This window comes from Algoriphagus winogradskyi (genome assembly GCF_900182815.1).
Lineage (GTDB): Bacteria > Bacteroidota > Bacteroidia > Cytophagales > Cyclobacteriaceae > Algoriphagus > Algoriphagus winogradskyi.
Genome location: NZ_FXUA01000004.1, coordinates 327,352 through 345,733, shown reverse-complemented (window position 1 = coordinate 345,733; position 18,382 = coordinate 327,352). Strand labels below are relative to the sequence as shown.

Here is an 18,382-nt window from a genome sequence, read left to right as displayed (position 1 = left end):
TAAAAAAACTACCGAATGAAACCACCCGGTAGCCTTGAGTAACTATTCACCACAACTGGTTAAATCTATAAACTTCTCATCAGTCCTCTTTTTCCAATTTTTTATTTAGTTTCTTTTCGCTGCCTCTCCTACTCCAATTAATGGAATAGCACCAGCTCCGGTAACCTCAGGCAGGATACCATTCCACTTTTCAATTGCTTTAAGATTGGCCTCTATCTTTCTCAACTCAATCAAATCAGGGGATATATTCATTTTCTGCAATCTTAAAGCCTCCGCCTCTGCAGTAGCTGCAGCAATGGTTTGCTCTGCTTCTACCTTGATTCTGTCTAAGTCCCGCTTAGCTTTCAAGGCATTTTGCTCTGCTGTCTGCTTTGCCTCTATTGCATCGGTAAATGTCTGGCTAAAGCTGAAATTAATTATTGAGAATGCATCTACGGCTATTTTAGATTCTAGTAAACGAGTAGTCAAAGCCTCTCTCATTTCTGAGCTAACCGCTGGCCTTTTTGTAATTAATTCTTCGGCAGTATAACGGGCTGAGACCGCTTTCATTACCTCTTGAATGGCAGGATCTATGATTCTATCTTTGAATTGAACTCCAATTGTCTGATAAACTAAATTTGCCTCCTCAGGAATTACATGGTAATTCAAAGCTACCGACATATCTACATCCTGAAGGTCTGAGGAAGAGGAAGCGGCATCAGTTGTTGCTTTTTGGATTTTGACATCCATAATCTCTATAGTCTGAACCACAGGGATTTTAAAGTGAATACCCTCACTTAATACTTGGTCTTGTACTGCTCCAAAGTTCAAAACTATTCCACGCTCTCCAGCACCAATCTGCACCCACGGTTTTAAAATAAATAGTATGATCACCACTATTCCAGCAATAACTAATTTCCTAATGGGTCTTTTTTCAATTACACTGTTAAATTCACTCATATTTTGATTATTTAAGTTTTATTCCTTTTCTCACACACACAAAGAATAACCTATTCCTTACTTGGCTCCTTAATATCCACCCATTCTTCCAGATTTTAGAATTAAACTTGATAAGATTCATATTCTTGGATATAAATAAAATTCCGTTCAACTATTTCCGGTATTCTGGATTGATTATTCCCTTATAAAATACTTAACTACATTCTTTCTTGTGTCCTCTACCTCTATGGTAAAAGAAAAATGTCAGAATGAAGGATTGCAGAATGAAAAACTGACATTATATACTACCATATAATCGCTATTTCTGACATTTTTTCGGGAAAAGTGACAACGTTCATCCTTCAAAACGCTTGGCATTTAACTTGTTTTTATGTGCTCGAATCGCGATTCAATTTGTTAATTTCTTGATTCTGCATCTTGTTGTAAAACTCAACAGGATCAGCCATCAAGTAAGTGTATTTGTTAAACCTTAAAAACGTAAAAGCAATGAACACATTAATGAAAAGAAACGGTTATAGCCCTGTTACTAGTATTTTTGATGACTTTCCTTCTAGAGGGCTTTTTGATTGGCTAGATGCAGCTGGTATTGGAAGAGATACCCGACAAAATACGCTCCCTAGTGTAAATATCATCGAAACCGGAAATGATTTCAAAGTTGAAATGGCTGTTCCAGGAATGAAAAAAGAAGATTTCAAGGTTGAGCTGGATAATAATACCTTGAGCATTCAGGCTGAAATTTCTTCGGAATCGGAGGATAACTTTAACGAACCGGCACGGTATGCACGCAAAGAGTTCAGTTATCAATCTTTTAGACGAACATTTTATTTGCCAAATACGGTAGAAAATGAAAAGATTGAAGCTACCTACCAAGACGGGATTCTTTGCTTAATTATCCCTAAACGTGAAGAAGCGAAAAAGAAGCCGGTTAAAACAATACAGATATCTTAAATGGGGATTGGGCAACCTTAATCGAGATTGCCCTACCCTAGTTTACCGGACTCGGTAGTCTAATAAAAATTAAATATTCCTCTGTTATAACTAACATGTTGTTTTAATTTCAAAAATTAGTCTAAGATGAAAAAAGGATCATTTCTTAACTACTATAAGACCATCCTTGAAAAAGTAAGCTTTGATGTCCATCTGTTGGAAAAGGAATATAAAAAAGCACAGTCTATTCTTGATGGATCTGAATCCAAAGAGTTGGATTATTGGCTAATCACTAGTGGGTTAGAGCATAAAATCAAAGGCTATCCACTTCACAATAGGAAAACTGATCGAGTTGTAGATTAGAATGATGGTTATTATACAGGTCCTGTCAGATATAATCAGGACATAAAACCCAATTATCATAATTACTAATTTCTGGGATTCGGTTTCCCTCTTGGCTTTCTCGGCCTGTGCTGCTGCAGGCCGAAGCTAATGAGGCTCATTTTATGGAAGCTCATTTTTTCGCTAGAATATCCATGCGACTGAGACGGGTTTGTTACCATAACAAAAATTAGTATAAAAAACCATTACAATTGATAATCCTCCTCTGGAACGTTCTTTGATGCACCTTTGCTATGCAACACAAAAAGAAAGTTTTAGCAGGAGCATTAGCTATTATAGTTTTGGGTGTAATTACCTTCAAATCTCTTCAAACCCCTACCCTTCAATCAGACACTCCCAATTTTTCTCCAGGCATTCATGCTAATATCAAGAATGTTTTTCTTGATGTATGGCAGGAATACAAAGAACTCCACAACTATGGTTTTGATGTGATCCAGAGCAGTCTTAGTAGCTCTACTATGCAGGCTCAGCCAGTGATTAATCTCAGTGATATTTTTGGAAAAAATCGACAGTATAAGTTAGATGTAGCCGAAAAAGTACTTGATTCAGACGATCTCTACATTGCAGATTTACCTGAGAATGTTTTACGTGGTTGGTTTGCGCATGAGCTTGGCCATATAGTCGATTATGAAAATCACTCTAACGCTGGTATGATCGCATATGGTATCCGATATGTTTTGTCAGACAAATATAAACGTGAGCGTGAACATGAAGCGGATAGCATAGCTATTCGACATGGCTTCCGAAAAGATGTGATTGCAGCTAAGAAATATATTCTTGAGAATGATTTTATTTCCCCAGATTATCAAGACCAGATCAAAAGGTATTATATGTCAATCCGTGGTGCCGAACTTTGTCCAGATGAGCTTGTGCCTGTATTGCCTAAGGTTGAGATATAAACTCAAGTAAGGAATTCATTTTTTCGCTTGTCATTACTTTCGGAGTTTTGGTTTGTCCACCTTTCTTACTCGTAGATGCTAAATAATTGGTGTATTGATCTTTTGATATCACTTTTACATTGATTCCCTTAAGCGCTTTGGAACGGGCTACAGCATAATTTTTATTAGCTGCTTTCAATATCTCATCCAATTTCTCAGCTAACGCATCCGATTTCACCTCACCTACTAGCACCCACTGATGAATGTATTCACCATCTTCATTTTTAACAGCAGCCACCATGTACTCGTTTATAGAGGTCTTATTTTTTTCAGCTAATTCTAAAATAGCTTTGTCCATTTTTTCTTCCGAAAGCTGAGATCCAACTACATTTAGAAAGAATTTCGTTCTTCCTGTGATTTTAATTTGTGGTGGAGTTAGGCTTTCAAATCGGATCACATCTCCTATAGCATATCGCCAGGCTCCAGCACAGGAACTCAAAATCAACACGTATTCTTTTCCGATTTCTACCTCATCTATCCCCAATACTAATGGGTCGCTCAATAGATCCCCCGTCTCGTTTATTCCTCGTTCATCGAAGGGGATAAATTCAAAAAAGTAGCCGTGAGTTAAAGCCAATTTCATCGCCATTGTCTCTGGCTTACATGTGTAGGCGATAAATCCCTCTGATGCCAAGTAGGTATCCAAAACCTTAATTGGTGTTTTGCAAACCGCTTCAAAGTCTTCTCTGTAAGTCTCGAATGCAACTCCTCCGGAGGCATACACTTGAAAGTTTGGCCAGATCTCATGTATGGTATTTAGTTGATGTCGCTCTATAATCCGCTGTAGCATCAGTAATACCCAGGATGGAATTCCAGCAATTGCTCCAATATTCCATTCGGGAGCTTGTTCAGCAATTGCATTTACGCGTTGATCCCAATCAGAAATAGCTGCTATGTCTTTTCCCGGTCTGTAGAAAATGTCGTACCAATCGGGGAAATTACTCACATTGATTCCAGAGATTTCTCCCTCTTTGAAACCCTTTTCATTTTCATCCAAATTTGCAGAACTACTCAACATTAAGACTTCAGATTCGAAAAGCGATTCGGGGAAATCAAATTCATGAAGAGAGTTGATCATAGAAGATCCTACTGACCTCATGGAGGACATGAATTCCTTGGTTATAGGTATTCTCTTGCTACTTTTCCCAGTAGTGCCACTGCTACGTGCAAAGAAATCTGGTTTGCCTGGCCAAGTGATATCATTCAATCGCTCTTGCCTCACCCACCATTGCTCATGCATTGTCTGATAATTGAATATTGGGACTTCTTTTCTAAATGCTGAGACTGGATCATCTGATTTCAGAATATCTTCAAATCCATAATACTTCCCAAAGGCAGTATTTTTAGCTTGGTTTAAGAGTTCTTTCAGCTGCTTCTCTTGAGAAATCCTTGGACTATCCTCTCCTAAAGTAAGTTTTGATGTTATTTCTAATCCGGCTTTTACAAGCTTTCCTATGATGGCCATGTTCGTTTATTTTTCAGAGGAAATAAACAAACAGTATGCCTCGGTTGCTAATGAAAAATAAGCAGGCACATCATAGTTCATTTAAGTATTACGATTTTTGTTTTACGGATTCTGGTCATATAGGGCCTGCTATTTACATTTTGTAATCTTTCAAATTTAAATTCATTAGAACTTTACCACTTTCCCACCTCTCTCGTTTTCATTAATTGCTTTTCAAGTCATTTGCCTTAATTTTGAAATTCAATTTTCACCCATGACAGAAGAAAAAGAATCACTCAATTTCATAGAACAACTCATTGCTGACGATCTAGCAGCAGGCTTTTCTCCGGAGAAACTTCGTTTTCGCTTTCCACCTGAGCCGAATGGGTATTTACATATAGGCCATGCTGCTTCTATTTGCCTGAATTTTGGATTGGGAGAAATGCATAATGCTCCTGTTAATCTTCGGTTTGATGATACTAATCCAAGTAAGGAAGAACAGGAATATGTAGATGCAATCAAGCGTGATATTCAATGGCTTGGATTTCAATGGGCTACAGAATGTTATTCTTCAGACTACTTTCAACAGCTATATGACTGGGCGGTTCAACTGATCAAAGAAGGGAAAGCCTATGTGGATCAACAGTCTGCAGAAGCTATGGCCGAGCAAAAAGGAACGCCTACAACTCCAGGAGTGGCTGGTCCTTTTCGTGATCGATCAGTTGAGGAAAATCTAGATTTATTTGAAAGAATGAAGGCTGGAGAATTTGAGCAAGGTAGCTATGTTCTTCGTGCGAAAATTGATATGGCCTCTTCCAATATGTTGATGCGGGACCCTATTCTTTATAGGATTGTGAGGAAAGCGCACCATCGTACTGGCACTGAATGGTGTATTTATCCAATGTATGATTGGGCTCACGGTGAGTCTGATTACGTAGAGCAGATTTCCCACTCTCTTTGTACGTTGGAATTCAAAATGCACCGGGAGCTGTACGACTGGTTCTTGGATCAAATCTATGACCCTACCAAACTGAGACCAAAGCAGAGAGAATTTGCCCGAAGAAATCTCAGTTATACAGTCATGAGCAAGAGAAAGCTTCTTGAATTGGTTCAAACCAAAACTGTAACCGGATGGGATGACCCTCGTATGCCGACTATCTCTGGTCTACGAAGAAGAGGCTATACGCCTGAATCTATCCGTAAATTCTCTGATGTTTCCGGAATTTCCAAGCGTGATTCTGTAACAGATGTTTCTCTGTTGGAATTTTGCATTCGAGAGGATTTGAATAAAACTGCAACTCGAGTGATGGGGGTTTTAGATCCCGTGAAGTTAGTAATCACCAATTATCCAGCTGGGAAAACTGAAATACTTTCCGCTGAAAATAATCCGGAAAATCCAAATTCAGGAACTCATGATTTACCATTTAGTGGTGAATTATATATAGAAAGAGAAGATTTCAAAGAAGAAGCAGGAAGTAAGTTTTTCCGCTTGACTTTGGGAAATGAGGTACGATTGAAAAGTGCCTACATCATCAAAGGTGAGTCAGTAGTTAAAGATGCTGCGGGCAATATTACTGAGATTCATTGTACTGCTGACTTGGATTCAAGATCTGGATCTGGAACTGAAGCTAGCACGAGAAAAGTAAAAGGGACGCTTCACTGGGTATCTATACAGCATGCAATAAAAGCGGAAGTTAGAGAATACGATAGACTGTTTTTGGACGAAGCTCCAGACAGTCATGAGGACAGGAATTTTATGGAATTCGTAAATCCAGACTCTCTCAAAGTAATCAAAGAGGCCTATCTAGAACCTTTTCTTAAGGATGCAAACCTTGATGATAAGTTTCAGTTTCAGAGACTTGGTTACTTTACTTTGGATAAGGAATCTTCTTCAGAAAGCCTTGTTTTTAATAAAACGGTAGGTTTGAGGGATTCATGGGCAAAACAGGCTCCGGTAGCTGCTGCACCGCCAAATCAACCCGTAAAACAGCAGAACAATGCAGGCGGACAGGCTCAAGGGCAGCGCTCTGCTATCAATGAGATTCAGAAAATCTCCAAGAAATACACGAATCTATCCGGTGATAAGCTTGCCGCAGCTAGAGCAGATATTGCGAAATTGGCTGAGGAAGTGAGCTATGAAGAATTGGCTCCCCTATTCAACACAGCTGCTAAGAAAGTTGGGACTCGAATAGGAGCAATGATTACATTGGGTGTCCTGTTAGCCCATGGACAGGAGAGAAATGCTGAAATTGATGCTTTTATAGAAGCCGGCTTGTCAGATGGAAATGAAGAATTGGTTGCTGAAGCGAAGAAAATTTAAAATTAATTTCTGATAGACTTTGCAGTGTCGAAGTGTAGGTAAAAAAATCGCTCGTCGTGAAAATTCGACGAGCGATTTTTTTGTTAATCTACAGGTGAAGAATGGTCAGGTTTGCAACCATGGCAACTACGTTCCTACTTATCCACGCCCATTGACACCTTCTCTGCATTAATAAGAATTGGCTTCCCAAAGCCTAGTTTTTCAAGACCAGCAAATTGTGTTTTGGCATCGCCTACGATCAGCCAAATCATCTTGTTTGGGTCAAGGTACATTTCTGATAATTCCTGAATTCTCTCCACAGTCAGTTCATTCACTATTTTCTCTCTATCCTTCATGTAGCCTGGATCCCATCCAAACTCACTGATATTCTCTAGCATATTCAGTTTTGCCCCAGTCGTCTCAAAAGCTCGAGCATTGCTTTTGATCATAAAGCTTTGAGTAGTTTCCAGATCTTGAGAAGTGTAAGTTGAAGGATAATCTGATAGTATATCTTTTACTAATTGAGCAGACTCATACGTAACGTTGCTTCGCACACCGCTAGTAATAGTAAATGGAGCGGCCACTTTTCCACCGGAAAATGAAGATCTAATTCCATAAGTATATCCTTTGCCTTCACGTAGTTCCTGAGTTAGTCTGGAAGCAAATCCTCCTCCTCCCAAGATGTAATTCATTACCACCGCAGGGTAATAATCTGGATGGGTTGAAGTCATCGCTGGATACCCGAACTGTAGCATTGATTGCTTTGCATCAGGGATGTCATAAAAATAAACCTGTGCATTTTCTGGCCTTGAGGGAGCATCATAAGCAGGAATACTCACGTCCTTACTTTCCCAGGCAGTTATCATATCCTGAAGTGATGCAATGATTTTCACTTTCCCTAAATCACCAACAACATGCATTCGGGTTACGGATGGAGAAATATAGTTATCATAATAGGTTTTCAGATCATTTAGAGTTATCGACTCCACAGATTTAATGTTTCCTAAAATGTTTTGAGAACGAATATTACCCTCTCCATAGATCAACTTATTAAATTCATTTTGGGCTACCATGTTGGGGCTTGCCTCCAGCTGTCGGATACGGCTGATGGTAGATTGTTTTGCCAATTCAAATTCCAGTGAGTCCCATCTTGGTTCCAGAATGATTTCCTTTACTAATTCCATCACCTGATCGTAGTTTCTACTTAATGTATTTACGGCTATAGTTGTATTCTCTGTAGTTGCATATACATTCACTGAGGCTCCTAATTGATCTATCGCGTCTTCCAATTCAGCAGTTGTCTTGGTTTGGGTACCCTTTGTCATCAACTGTGCCAAAAGATTGGCCACTCCTACTTGATTAGGATCGTCCAATAATTGCCCTCCATCAATTATCATATTAAATTGAACCAATGGAACTTCATGGTTTTCAATACCATATACCTGTAAGCCATTAGCAAGTGAATCCTCCCAAACTGAAGGAATGGTCACCTCAGGTGTTTTGCCATATGGAGGCTCAACTGACCTATCAAAAGTGGATGGTGCACGCTCGTATTCAGCTTGAATCGACGGATCAAAGCTTTCTTCTGCACCCTGTACGATTTGCTCTTCTACTACTTCAGCTTTCTTAGATCCTTGGAGTCCAGCTTCTAAGTTTCCTTTGGGCACAAAGCTGGTAGCTATGTAATTCTTACCGTAAATGTATTTTTTGAAAACCCGCGTCACGTCTTCTGTATTCACCGATAAAATGTTTTGAATATCCTGATTGATAAAGCCAGGATCTTTAGCGAAAATATTGTATTGAGTCAACTGTACTCCTTTACCTAAAACACTTGAAAGTCCATTGTAGAACCGTGTTTCCTGTCCAGCTTTTATTCGTGCTAGGTCTTTTTCTGAGATGCCCTCTTTTTCAAATTTGGCGAAAGCCATTTCTATGGCGGCAGCTACTTCATCCAAATCTTTGTCAGCATATGCGCGAACAGCAAGTTGCGCTTGTCCAGCCAATTCTGAAGTTCTATTGTACATCCTGACATTAGATGTTAGTTTTTTATCATCTACCAAAACTACATTGAGTGGAGCCTCTTTTCCATTGGATAGATAATCAGTAAGCACATCCAGAGCATAGGAGTCTGCATGATATTGCTCCACTGTAGGCCAAGTCATGGTCAGTTCAGGAAGGCGGGCAAAATTATCTTCATGGTAAAGTTTTTGGATGGTCTCTACTTTCCCTGGTCTTGGTGTAAGTGGGGCTATATCTTCACCAGCGGCTATTTCATCAAAATATTTTTTCACCCATTCTTTCGCTTGTTTTGGGTCAAAATCACCAGCAATTGTAAGCGTAACGTTATTTGGAACGTACCATCTTCTAAAAAACTCTTTTACGTCTTCCAATTTCGCATTCTGCAAATCTTCTAATGAGCCGATTACCTGCCAATTGTAAGGGTGATCTTCAGGATATAGATTCTTGTCAATCACATAAGAAGTATGGCCGTAGGGTTGGTTGTCCACGCCCTGCCTTTTTTCATTTTTCACCACCTGCTTCTCTTTGGCCAAAACAGGATCAGTTACAGTATTGATAAACCAACCTAGTTTGTCTGCTTCTGCCCATATCATTTTTTCCAATGCATCATTCGGAACAGTCTGAAGGTAATTCGTTCTGTCTCGACTCGTTGAACCGTTTGCTCCAGAGCCTCCTATTCTAGCTGTCATTTTATCCAATCCACCTTTACCTAAGTTTTCTGATTCTAGAAAAAGCAGGTGCTCGAAAAGATGCGCAAAGCCAGTTCGACCCTCTTTTTCACGAGCGGACCCCACGTGAGCAGTGAGTGAAACAGCCACCACTGGATCTGATTTATCAATGTGAAAAATCACCTCGAGACCATTGTCTAGCTTGAATTTTTCAAATTCTACATTAAACTCCTGAGGAGCTTTTTCAGACTTTTTGCTACAGGCAGTGCTAAGGATAACAAGTAGAACAAGTGAGGTGATTCTTTTTAACATAGATAGGGAGGTTTTCTTACAGCTAAATAATAGAAATATTAACTCGAATCCACTAGTTGTGTGTTGATCGGCAAAATTCACCTAAAACATATATTAGTTATATGGTATTTTACAGCTAATCTTAGAGACCAACTCTACTTTCAGAATAGAGATCATAGACTGCTATCAATCCTTCGGAACCTCTAGCATCGGGGTATAATTCATAATTTCCTATTTCATCTCTAGTTTCCACAAAGACGGGATTGTACTTTTCATCATATACATTCCATACAATCAGCAAAAAATGGTAGCTGATTTTACTAGTTCTACCCTCTTCCAACCAGGATTCAAACTCTTCTTCAGTGATTGATTTGGGATAATCAGGACCGTCAAACATAAGTGTAATTCAAATGATTTCTGTGTTCAGTTTTGCTGTGCAAGTAGGCTAAAGATCTTAAAATATCCAGAATAGATTCTGATTATCTGAATGTGAGATTGTAACCCCGTGCATTTTAGGATTAAATTCAATTTAAGAGAATTCAGTCTACTTTCTTATATTCAACCTATTATCCCAAATCTCAACACTATTTCACATGAAGAAAATCGGAAAAATATTTTTAGGACTATTTGTATTGGTAATCCTTCTCGGTGCCATTTTGATTTTTAATGCACTTAGGATGGAGTCTAAACAGGTAGAACCACAGCCTATTCAGGTAGTCGAAATTTCAGAAAATGTTTTTCAAAATTTATCGAAGGCCATACGATTTAAGACGATATCTTTCAGTGAAGAGGCCATCCCTGATTCTGCAGCATTTAGCGGTTTTCATGCTTTTTTGGCGGAAACTTTCCCATTGGTGCATGAGGCAATGTCGCTTACTAAAATCAGTGAATACAGCCTCCTTTATACTTGGGAAGGTGCTGACCCTACAAAAAAACCAATTATTTTGATGTCACATCAAGATGTAGTACCGGTAGATGTGCCTACATTAAATATGTGGGAAGCGGGACCATTTGAAGGTAAAATCACGGAAGATCATATTATTGGCCGTGGTACTATGGACGACAAATCATCTCTTATTGCTTTATTAGAAAGCGCCGAGATACTTATTAAAGAAGGTTTTGTCCCAAACCAAACGATTTATTTTGCTTTTGGTCACGATGAGGAAGTTGGTGGAACAAATGGTGCAGCTAAAATTGCCGATTATTTAGAAGAGAAAGGAATTCGTGCTGCCTTCACCCTAGATGAAGGAGGAATGATAGCTGAAGGAATGGTTCCGGGAATTGATCAGCCTGTATCTATGATCAATGTTGCAGAAAAGGGATTTGCATCTTTTCGATTAATTGTCGAGACAAATGGAGGTCATAGTTCTGCTCCGCCACGAGAGAACACGATTGGTATGCTTGCTCAAGCTATTGTAGACTTAGAAAATAATCAACGACCATACAGATTAGTAGATCCTGTTCGATACCAACTCGAATATTTAGGCCCTGAGATGCCATTTGCTCAGAAAGTTGCCTTTGCTAATCTATGGCTATTGAAAGGGCCTATTTTGGAAGCGCTAAATTCACATACCACCACAGCTGCCACTATCATCGATGGAGGAGTTAAAAATAATGTGATTCCAACAGTTGCAGAGGCTACTATCAATTTTAGAATTCTTCAGGGAGAAACAATTGAGTCGGTTCAGAAACATATAGAGAGTACCATCAGTGATAAAGTTCGAGTAGAGAAATCAGGCTTTTTAACTAATCCATCCCCTTCTTCGCGAATTGATTCAGATTCCTATAAACTTTTGGAAGCTACAGTTCGGTCTGTCTTTCCTGAAACGGTGGTGGTACCTGGTTTAATTGGTGGTGGAACTGACGCTCGATATTTTTATAAGATTTCTGAGGATGTGTACAGATATTACCCGCTCCGTATTACTTCAGAGTCTATGACAAGATTTCATGGAATTGATGAGAAAATATCAAAAGAGAACTACAAAGAAATTATTCAGTTTACCTATCAATTGATGAAAAAGTTCAATGAGAGCTAATTATACAATGAATATACGCGATAGTGCCATTCACCTTAGATTCTTTGCTTATATGGCCGGAAGAACGATAACCGATGGCTCCCGCACTGGTGGGAGAGGCTGAAGCGGCCCCAATTCTTAAGTTTAAGATATCCTTTTTTGCTTTTGACTCCATACTGGCACAATAGCGGATATACATATAATATAAAACTAGAATAGGGAAGTTTGAAATTATAGTTGGTCTCTTTAAACCGTTCAACTCTATTTTAAAGGAGTTTACTACTATTATTGAAAAATTACCCAAGCATCTCCATTTGCTGGGACAATTACTTCAACTTCAACTTCGTATTCTCTGTTCAGAGTTAGTTCTTTTACAGAACCATCACTACCAGTTATTTTGGTTTTATCACTCAAGCCAGCGTAGTATAGGGGTACTGTAATCTTCTTTGTGATTTCATGATCTGTAGGGTTATATACTGCCAACATTCCTTTTTCCTCCCCAGAGGGATTTACATTTAGCCAATAATCCAGGTCGATACCATTTGCTCTTTTCAAATGAATAATATCCCCTTCTAATACAGCGCGATGCTTTTTATACCATTCCACTCTCTTTTTCACCATCATTTTGGTTTCCTCGGTATCATAAAGCCTAGGTCCTCGGTAGCATGCTTGTACACCAGCTCCAAGATTTGATGCTATCATCATTTCATAATGTGCCAAATGCTCATTTAAAGGTTCGATAGTGGCAGCTGCTCCTCCGCCTTGGTATTCTGTCAAGGGTACAAACATCCATCCCATTGTTGACGTTTTCTCCCAAGTGCCGTCAAAGATATTCTGACGGGCATGAATCAACTGTTCGTTTCTCGGCAGGCTCCAATTCACCTCCCGATATCCCATGGCAATTTTACTACCACCAGTCATGAAATAATAATCCGGAATATTGAGATAAATTCCTTTTCCACGGCTCCATTTATAGAAGTCGGAAATGACTTGATATTGATTCCATCTACTATCTGCCAGTCCTTTATGTCCGGGATGATCTTCAGATATACAAATATCTCCAGGATAGGAGCCGTCATGTTCCAAAAGTGTGAAGCCCGATTTCTCATAAAAATTGTAGAGTTTTTGGAAATATTCCTGTCCCCAATCACTTCCTATGCATGGGGAATTCCCAAAAGTTGGGCGCTTTCCTTCAGGCATAACCACATCAGTTTCTGCACCTATGCTTCGTGAAGCAAATAAAGAATAACCACCAATCTCCACGCCTTTTCCCTTGGCGTAATCCGCATACCTCTTCATTTCCGCAAGGTATTCATCACTATCGTCTTCAATGTTAAAGCCACTACCGAATGTCAGAATTACCATTTCAAAACCTACCTCTGAAGCTTGGTCAATCGCATTTTTAACTCCTTCCCAATCCGCAAACCTGGCATGCATCATCAATGGGTTTTCGGTAGTCCAAGGCGCCAGCGTTTTATACATTTTGCGCAGCGCCAAACCTTGCCTCTCTCTTTCATAGCTGTCATGAGGCAATACAAAAGTTCGGAAGGAGGTGAATTCATCTCCTGACTTTAAGTCTTGATCTGGACCAAATTCAGGGCTTACCTTTAGCAATGCTGGAGTCTGCCTGAGGTAATTTACCTGACTACTGTATTCTGGGTCTGGTAGCCATTTTACTACATGAGAATTGGCGTCTCTGGCCGTCATACTAGAAAAAGCAAAGTCAGTTTCCACATGGATATTAGGCTCGTGGAAAACGGTGTTTTCACGCATTTCCACTAGGGATTCGTACTCCACAGCTGCAATTATTTCGCTGGTAAAATCTCCAATATTTATTGTTTTTCCACTCGAATTTTTGACTGAAATCCATTTCCCAAAAACCGGAATACCATCATATAACTCATAATGTACCGAAACTGTCAAATCTCCAGGTTGTAATTTAGGTACAATAGTGGTGTCAATGTCCCCATACAAAGCGAAGTCAACCACCTGCAGTCGAACTAATTCGCCTAATTCTTTATCATCCTTCCCTTCACCACTTCCATTGGTTTTTCCAATACGCACACTCATCGGTGAGGTAGAGAAAGCAGGTAATTCCCCTATAGTTAACCAATCGCCTTTTTTGGGTTTAGCTTCGCAAAAAACCGCTTCATCAGTTATTCTAAAGCGAAGTGACCAAGCAGTAGATATACCTTGTTTAGATCTTCCTCCAGCAGCTTGGATATGCTTTTCTCCATCCCAAAGCCCAAACATCGGAATCCCATCGTCATATGAATTATCGCCTGGCCTTAAATAAAATTTGATGGTTTTATCGGCCCAAACTAAGCTGATTCCTGGTCCAAATTCCTCTGCTTGATCAGTTCCTGTATTGAAAGTCGCCTCTATAATTCTTGTACTTTGGTCTATTTTTCGTTCTACATAGACAGATGAATTTTGTAGCGTATAGATCTCTCCTAATTTTCCTTCATTTTCGAAGGAGGATCTAGCATGAGAAGTAGATTCATACCTAGTCCAGCCTTTATCCAAACTATTGAAATTAGTTTCATAAATAGTTTTCCTCCCCAAATCACTTGGTAAAGGGCTGCCGGAAAGTAACAGTTGATTGGTTTCTGGTAGATCAAAATCCAATCGAAGGTGAATACCCTTTGGAGGCCAAGGAGCATTATGATCCCCATATCTAATTTTCGCCCATTCAAATGGCATTTCAGTATCTAAAATCTCGTATCCAGAGAATTGCATTGCAGTAGAATTATTGCTGAGATCAGCTATCCATTCTTTCTTTAGAAATGCATAATTAGGCTGTCCCTTTAAGCCACCTACTTCATAGTTAACTCCGTCTATTGTTATTTCAGCTTCGGGCTTTACCCCTCTTAAAAATGACTCTCCACTGTATAAATTGTCCAAGCTTATAGTTGCTGCGTTTGGGGAGATTTTGATCACACGCTTCACCAAACCATTAGAAAGCTCAAGCCTATCACCTGACTCAATTAGTTTGGCTGTATAAGAGCTATTATCTATTAGCCAGTCAGTTTGAGCCACTGAACAAAACGAAAAAAGTAAAGCTTGAAGTAGGAAAATACTTTGGAGAATTTTGGTTTTAATATTCATCTGAAAACAATAGTGTTTAGGCAAATAAAGTAAGGCCTTCTGAATTCCAATAGAATTTGTTAGAAAGATATCCATGAAAATAAAAATTTTACAAAAGTATTCTGTCTAACGGTTCTTCTAGGTTCTTTAATCTTGAGTCATATTTATATCCCTAAAAAAATAGAACCCATACGAGATATGGGTTCTATAGGTATTCTGCCAAACGTTCTTTTAGGTCATTTACCAGATTTTAATTCTTTCTGCTTCTGATTTATAATTCAAATCACCTGGTTGAATATTAAATGCAGTGTAGAACGGATCAAAATTCATCAACGGTCCATTTACGCGCCAAACAGCAGGCGAGTGCGAATTTGTATTAACATAAGTTCTCAAAAACTCATCCCTAGTCTTCACTCTCCAGATTCTGGCGATGGAAAGGCAAAATCGCTGATCAGGAGTATATCCATCGATTTTAGTAGTATCCTGACCTTGTTCTGTCAACTTAAAGGCTTCATAAGCAATGTATAAAGCCCCGTTATCAGCGGTATTTTCTCCAATAGTCATTGCACCTTTCACATGTATAGAATCCAAGACGGTGAACGTGTCATAGCGCTCGATCAATTGCTGCGTTTTGCCTTTGAACTTCTCATAATCCTCCGCAGTCCACCAGTTTTTCACATTGCCATCCTTATCATATTGCGCTCCCTGATCATCAAAAGCATGGGTTAGCTCATGTCCAATTACCATTCCGATTCCACCGTAGTTAATCGCATCATCAGCATACAGATCAAAGTAGGGATATTGTAAGATTCCTGCCGGAAAAACGATTTCATTCAAAGAAGGATTGTAATACGCTGTTACAGTAGAAGGAGTCGTACCCCACTCGAGCTTATTTGGAGCCTTGCCGAATTTATCCAATTGATAACGACTCTGATCCTTACGAAGAGCAAGTACATTTTCAAAATATTTGGATGGATCTATGGTCACATCATATTCTCTCCATTCGTCTGGATAGCCTATTTTTTTAGTGATCGCATACAGCTTTTCTTTCGCCTGAGTTTTGGTGCTGTCACTCATCCAGTCCAATTGATTAATTCTACTTTCAAAAGCCTTTTGAAGATTATTGACCAAATCAAGAACCCGCTTTTTGGCATCTTCATTGAAATAACGTTTCACATACAGTTGGCCTAATGCAAACCCTAATTGTCTATCCACTTTTTGTACCATTTGCTGAGCTCTGGTCAATTGGGTTGACTGACCATTGATTACTTTTTGATAATCAAATGAAGCATCTTCAAATGGCTTACTTAACACCTCGGCAAAGGAATCCAGAGTATGAGCTTTGACATAAATCTTCCAATCCGAAAGAGGAACTGCTTTTAGCATTTTATCCAAAGTCGCATAGTAAACTGGCTGACGAACATCTACCGAATCTGCATCTAGTCCTAGCTGCTCAAGCATGGTACTCCACCCAATTGTCGGTTGTTTTTGATTCAGTTCAGTTACGGACATTTTATGGTAATTTTCTTTTACAATTCTTCGTTCGATTCGTGTTTTGTGAGATTGAGCCAACTGTTTTTCAATTTCATACACCTTTTCCGCATTCCTCTGAGCTTCAGTCGTTTCACTTCCAGTTAATTCGAAAAGTGTCGAAACATAATCCAAATAAGCTTTTTGGATAGCAATCGTAGAAGAATCTGTATTGAAGTAATAGTCCCGATCGGGTAAACCCAGTCCAGTTTGGCTAAAATGTGCTATGTTAATACTGCTATTTTCGGCATCCGGAGAAATTCCAAGACTAATGATAGATTCGCTGTTTGATTTGATTTCATCAGTTACAAAACTTAACAAAGAAGGCAAGTCTGAAATTGCCTCAATTTCATCAAGAATAGGATTTATAGGTTCAAAACCCCGCTGATTTATCGCCGCAGTATCCATACCTGAAGCGTAAAAATCACCAACCTTCTGTTCTATACTTCCAGCTGGATTTTTGGATTTGGACACTTCTTCCAATATGTTTTCAAGAAGTTTTTTTTGAGGAATATTCAAAAAAGAATACGAACCTACACCAGATTGGTCATCAGCAATTTTGGCAGAATCGTACCAGATCCCATTTACGTGCATAAAGAAATTATCTCCTGGCTTTATAGAAGGATCTATTCCAGCTACGCTCACAAATTCACGTTTAGGGGGATTCTCAACAGCTTCTTGCTGGGAGCATGCTGCTAATAGCATCAAAAATGCTGAGGCATAAAGTAAATTTTTCATATTTTGTTTGGTGGTGTTTTTGAAAAGATAAATGAAAAAACTGAGTTGGCAAATCTGAACTGTTATGACCCTAGCCTCCCTTCCACAAGAGGTAGGATTACTAAAAGATAATATTAGGTTTCGATATTTCCTTCTTACATTCAACCACTTATAGTTCTTGATCTACATGGAAAACTTTTCTTTAGAATCTATTTCATCTCAAAAAGGCAAGGTAGCTATTGTCACAGGAGCCAATAATGGAATAGGATTCGAAACTGCCCTGGCATTGGCTAAAAAGAAAGCTACAGTGATTTTAGCATGTCGCTCCCTTGCAAAAGCACAGAAAGCGATGAGCGAAATTCTACCAAAAGTACCGGATGCTGATCTTGAAATTTTGTTGGTTGACTTAATGAGCCTGGAATCTGTGCGGGCTTTTGCAAAAGAATTCTCTAAAAAATACGATAGACTTGACTTTCTAATAGCAAATGCTGGAATAATGATGCCTCCCTTCCAAATCACTAAGGATGGGTTTGAAAGTCAATTTGGAGTGAATTTCCTAGCCCACTTTGTATTGGTTAAGCGTTTATTTCCTATTCTTAAAACTACCTTAGGATCGAGAGTGGTGATGCTAAGTAGTCTTGCGCATAAAAATGCAAAGATAGATTTTACTAATCTAAATGCAGAGAAGAACTATTCGACTTGGAAAGTATATGGCCAAAGCAAGCTGGCATGTCTGATTTTTGCATATGAACTTCAAAGAAGAATAGAAGATAATGGATTAAAACTAAAATCTCTTGCTGCACATCCTGGTTTTTCAAGCACTAATTTAGGCCACTTACTTCCAAGTGTCGGCGCTAAATTATTTGCCCCATTTGCATCATTTATAGGACAAGATGCCAAAGCAGGTGCACTTCCTATTTTACAAGCTGCCTTAGATCCCTCGGCTAACGGTGGAGAATACTTTGGGCCTTCTGGTTTCAAAGAAATCAAAGGTCTGCCAAAAGTGGTGAGTTCTTCCTCAAGATCACATGATCTTCTAGTCGCCTCTAAATTATGGACAGCGGCAGAAGAAATGACTCACGAAAAATTCGAGATTTAATTCCTAC

The 18,382-nt window shown here is 39.1% G+C and carries 12 protein-coding genes; 6 read left to right on the top strand and 6 right to left on the bottom strand.

The genetic code is table 11. The annotated features are described in order from the left end of the window. Positions 1 to 105 precede the first annotated feature (105 nt). Positions 106 to 939, bottom strand: coding sequence for a prohibitin family protein (locus QOL76_RS12940; protein WP_283413389.1), 834 nt, complete (start codon positions 937 to 939; stop codon positions 106 to 108). A 459-nt stretch (positions 940 to 1,398) separates the two neighbouring features. Here QOL76_RS12940 and QOL76_RS12935 point away from each other — a divergent pair, with 459 nt between their 5' ends. The 3 genes from QOL76_RS12935 (at position 1,399) to QOL76_RS12925 (ending at position 3,167) form a co-directional block, all read left to right on the top strand. Then, a complete protein-coding gene (locus tag QOL76_RS12935) occupies positions 1,399 to 1,887 on the top strand; it encodes an Hsp20/alpha crystallin family protein (protein ID WP_283413388.1) in 489 nt (162 codons plus the stop codon). A gap of 126 nt (positions 1,888 to 2,013) precedes the next feature. Continuing rightward, positions 2,014 to 2,229: a hypothetical protein gene (locus QOL76_RS12930; RefSeq protein ID WP_283413387.1), complete on the top strand. Its 216-nt coding sequence runs from the start codon at positions 2,014 to 2,016 to the stop codon at positions 2,227 to 2,229. Positions 2,230 to 2,501: 272 nt separating this feature from the next. Beyond that, on the top strand, positions 2,502 to 3,167 hold the full coding sequence (locus QOL76_RS12925) for a M48 family metalloprotease (protein WP_283413386.1): 666 nt from the start codon (positions 2,502 to 2,504) through the stop codon (positions 3,165 to 3,167). Here QOL76_RS12925 and QOL76_RS12920 read toward each other — a convergent pair. After that, complete coding sequence (locus tag QOL76_RS12920) at positions 3,151 to 4,671, bottom strand: GH3 family acyl-acid amido synthetase (RefSeq protein WP_283413385.1); 1,521 nt, start codon at positions 4,669 to 4,671, stop codon at positions 3,151 to 3,153. The genes QOL76_RS12925 and QOL76_RS12920 overlap by 17 nt on opposite strands. Before the next feature lie 253 nt (positions 4,672 to 4,924). Between QOL76_RS12920 and QOL76_RS12915 the strand changes: the two genes are divergently transcribed. Continuing rightward, positions 4,925 to 6,970, top strand: coding sequence for a glutamine--tRNA ligase/YqeY domain fusion protein (locus tag QOL76_RS12915; protein WP_283413384.1), 2,046 nt, complete (start codon positions 4,925 to 4,927; stop codon positions 6,968 to 6,970). Positions 6,971 to 7,104: 134 nt separating this feature from the next. Here QOL76_RS12915 and QOL76_RS12910 read toward each other — a convergent pair whose 3' ends face one another. After that, positions 7,105 to 9,948 (bottom strand): M16 family metallopeptidase, encoded by a 2,844-nt coding sequence (locus QOL76_RS12910; RefSeq protein WP_283413383.1) that lies wholly within the window; start codon positions 9,946 to 9,948, stop codon positions 7,105 to 7,107. Between the two features lie 121 nt (positions 9,949 to 10,069). Further along, positions 10,070 to 10,324, bottom strand: coding sequence for a hypothetical protein (locus QOL76_RS12905; RefSeq protein ID WP_283413382.1), 255 nt, complete (start codon positions 10,322 to 10,324; stop codon positions 10,070 to 10,072). Positions 10,325 to 10,520: 196 nt separating this feature from the next. Between QOL76_RS12905 and QOL76_RS12900 the strand changes: the two genes are divergently transcribed. Next, positions 10,521 to 11,963: a M20 family peptidase gene (locus tag QOL76_RS12900; protein WP_283413381.1), complete on the top strand. Its 1,443-nt coding sequence runs from the start codon at positions 10,521 to 10,523 to the stop codon at positions 11,961 to 11,963. A gap of 264 nt (positions 11,964 to 12,227) precedes the next feature. Here QOL76_RS12900 and QOL76_RS12895 read toward each other — a convergent pair whose 3' ends face one another. Next, positions 12,228 to 15,050, bottom strand: coding sequence for an RlpA-like double-psi beta-barrel domain-containing protein (locus tag QOL76_RS12895; RefSeq protein ID WP_283413380.1), 2,823 nt, complete (start codon positions 15,048 to 15,050; stop codon positions 12,228 to 12,230). A 219-nt stretch (positions 15,051 to 15,269) separates the two neighbouring features. Further along, positions 15,270 to 17,297, bottom strand: coding sequence for a M13 family metallopeptidase (locus QOL76_RS12890; RefSeq protein WP_283413379.1), 2,028 nt, complete (start codon positions 17,295 to 17,297; stop codon positions 15,270 to 15,272). Between the two features lie 166 nt (positions 17,298 to 17,463). Here QOL76_RS12890 and QOL76_RS12885 point away from each other — a divergent pair, with 166 nt between their 5' ends. Further along, positions 17,464 to 18,375 carry an oxidoreductase gene (locus QOL76_RS12885; RefSeq protein WP_283413378.1) on the top strand — a complete coding sequence of 304 codons (912 nt, stop codon included), beginning with the start codon at positions 17,464 to 17,466 and terminating at the stop codon, positions 18,373 to 18,375. Positions 18,376 to 18,382 lie beyond the last annotated feature (7 nt).

Coding starts and splice junctions, on each gene's coding strand:
- QOL76_RS12940 (WP_283413389.1), bottom strand. CDS start 939: ATGAGTGAATTTAACAGTGTAATTGAAAAAAGACCCATTAGGAAATTA.
- QOL76_RS12930 (WP_283413387.1), top strand. CDS start 2,014: ATGAAAAAAGGATCATTTCTTAACTACTATAAGACCATCCTTGAAAAA.
- QOL76_RS12925 (WP_283413386.1), top strand. CDS start 2,502: ATGCAACACAAAAAGAAAGTTTTAGCAGGAGCATTAGCTATTATAGTT.
- QOL76_RS12920 (WP_283413385.1), bottom strand. CDS start 4,671: ATGGCCATCATAGGAAAGCTTGTAAAAGCCGGATTAGAAATAACATCA.
- QOL76_RS12915 (WP_283413384.1), top strand. CDS start 4,925: ATGACAGAAGAAAAAGAATCACTCAATTTCATAGAACAACTCATTGCT.
- QOL76_RS12910 (WP_283413383.1), bottom strand. CDS start 9,948: ATGTTAAAAAGAATCACCTCACTTGTTCTACTTGTTATCCTTAGCACT.
- QOL76_RS12905 (WP_283413382.1), bottom strand. CDS start 10,324: ATGTTTGACGGTCCTGATTATCCCAAATCAATCACTGAAGAAGAGTTT.
- QOL76_RS12900 (WP_283413381.1), top strand. CDS start 10,521: ATGAAGAAAATCGGAAAAATATTTTTAGGACTATTTGTATTGGTAATC.
- QOL76_RS12895 (WP_283413380.1), bottom strand. CDS start 15,050: ATGAATATTAAAACCAAAATTCTCCAAAGTATTTTCCTACTTCAAGCT.
- QOL76_RS12890 (WP_283413379.1), bottom strand. CDS start 17,297: ATGAAAAATTTACTTTATGCCTCAGCATTTTTGATGCTATTAGCAGCA.
- QOL76_RS12885 (WP_283413378.1), top strand. CDS start 17,464: ATGGAAAACTTTTCTTTAGAATCTATTTCATCTCAAAAAGGCAAGGTA.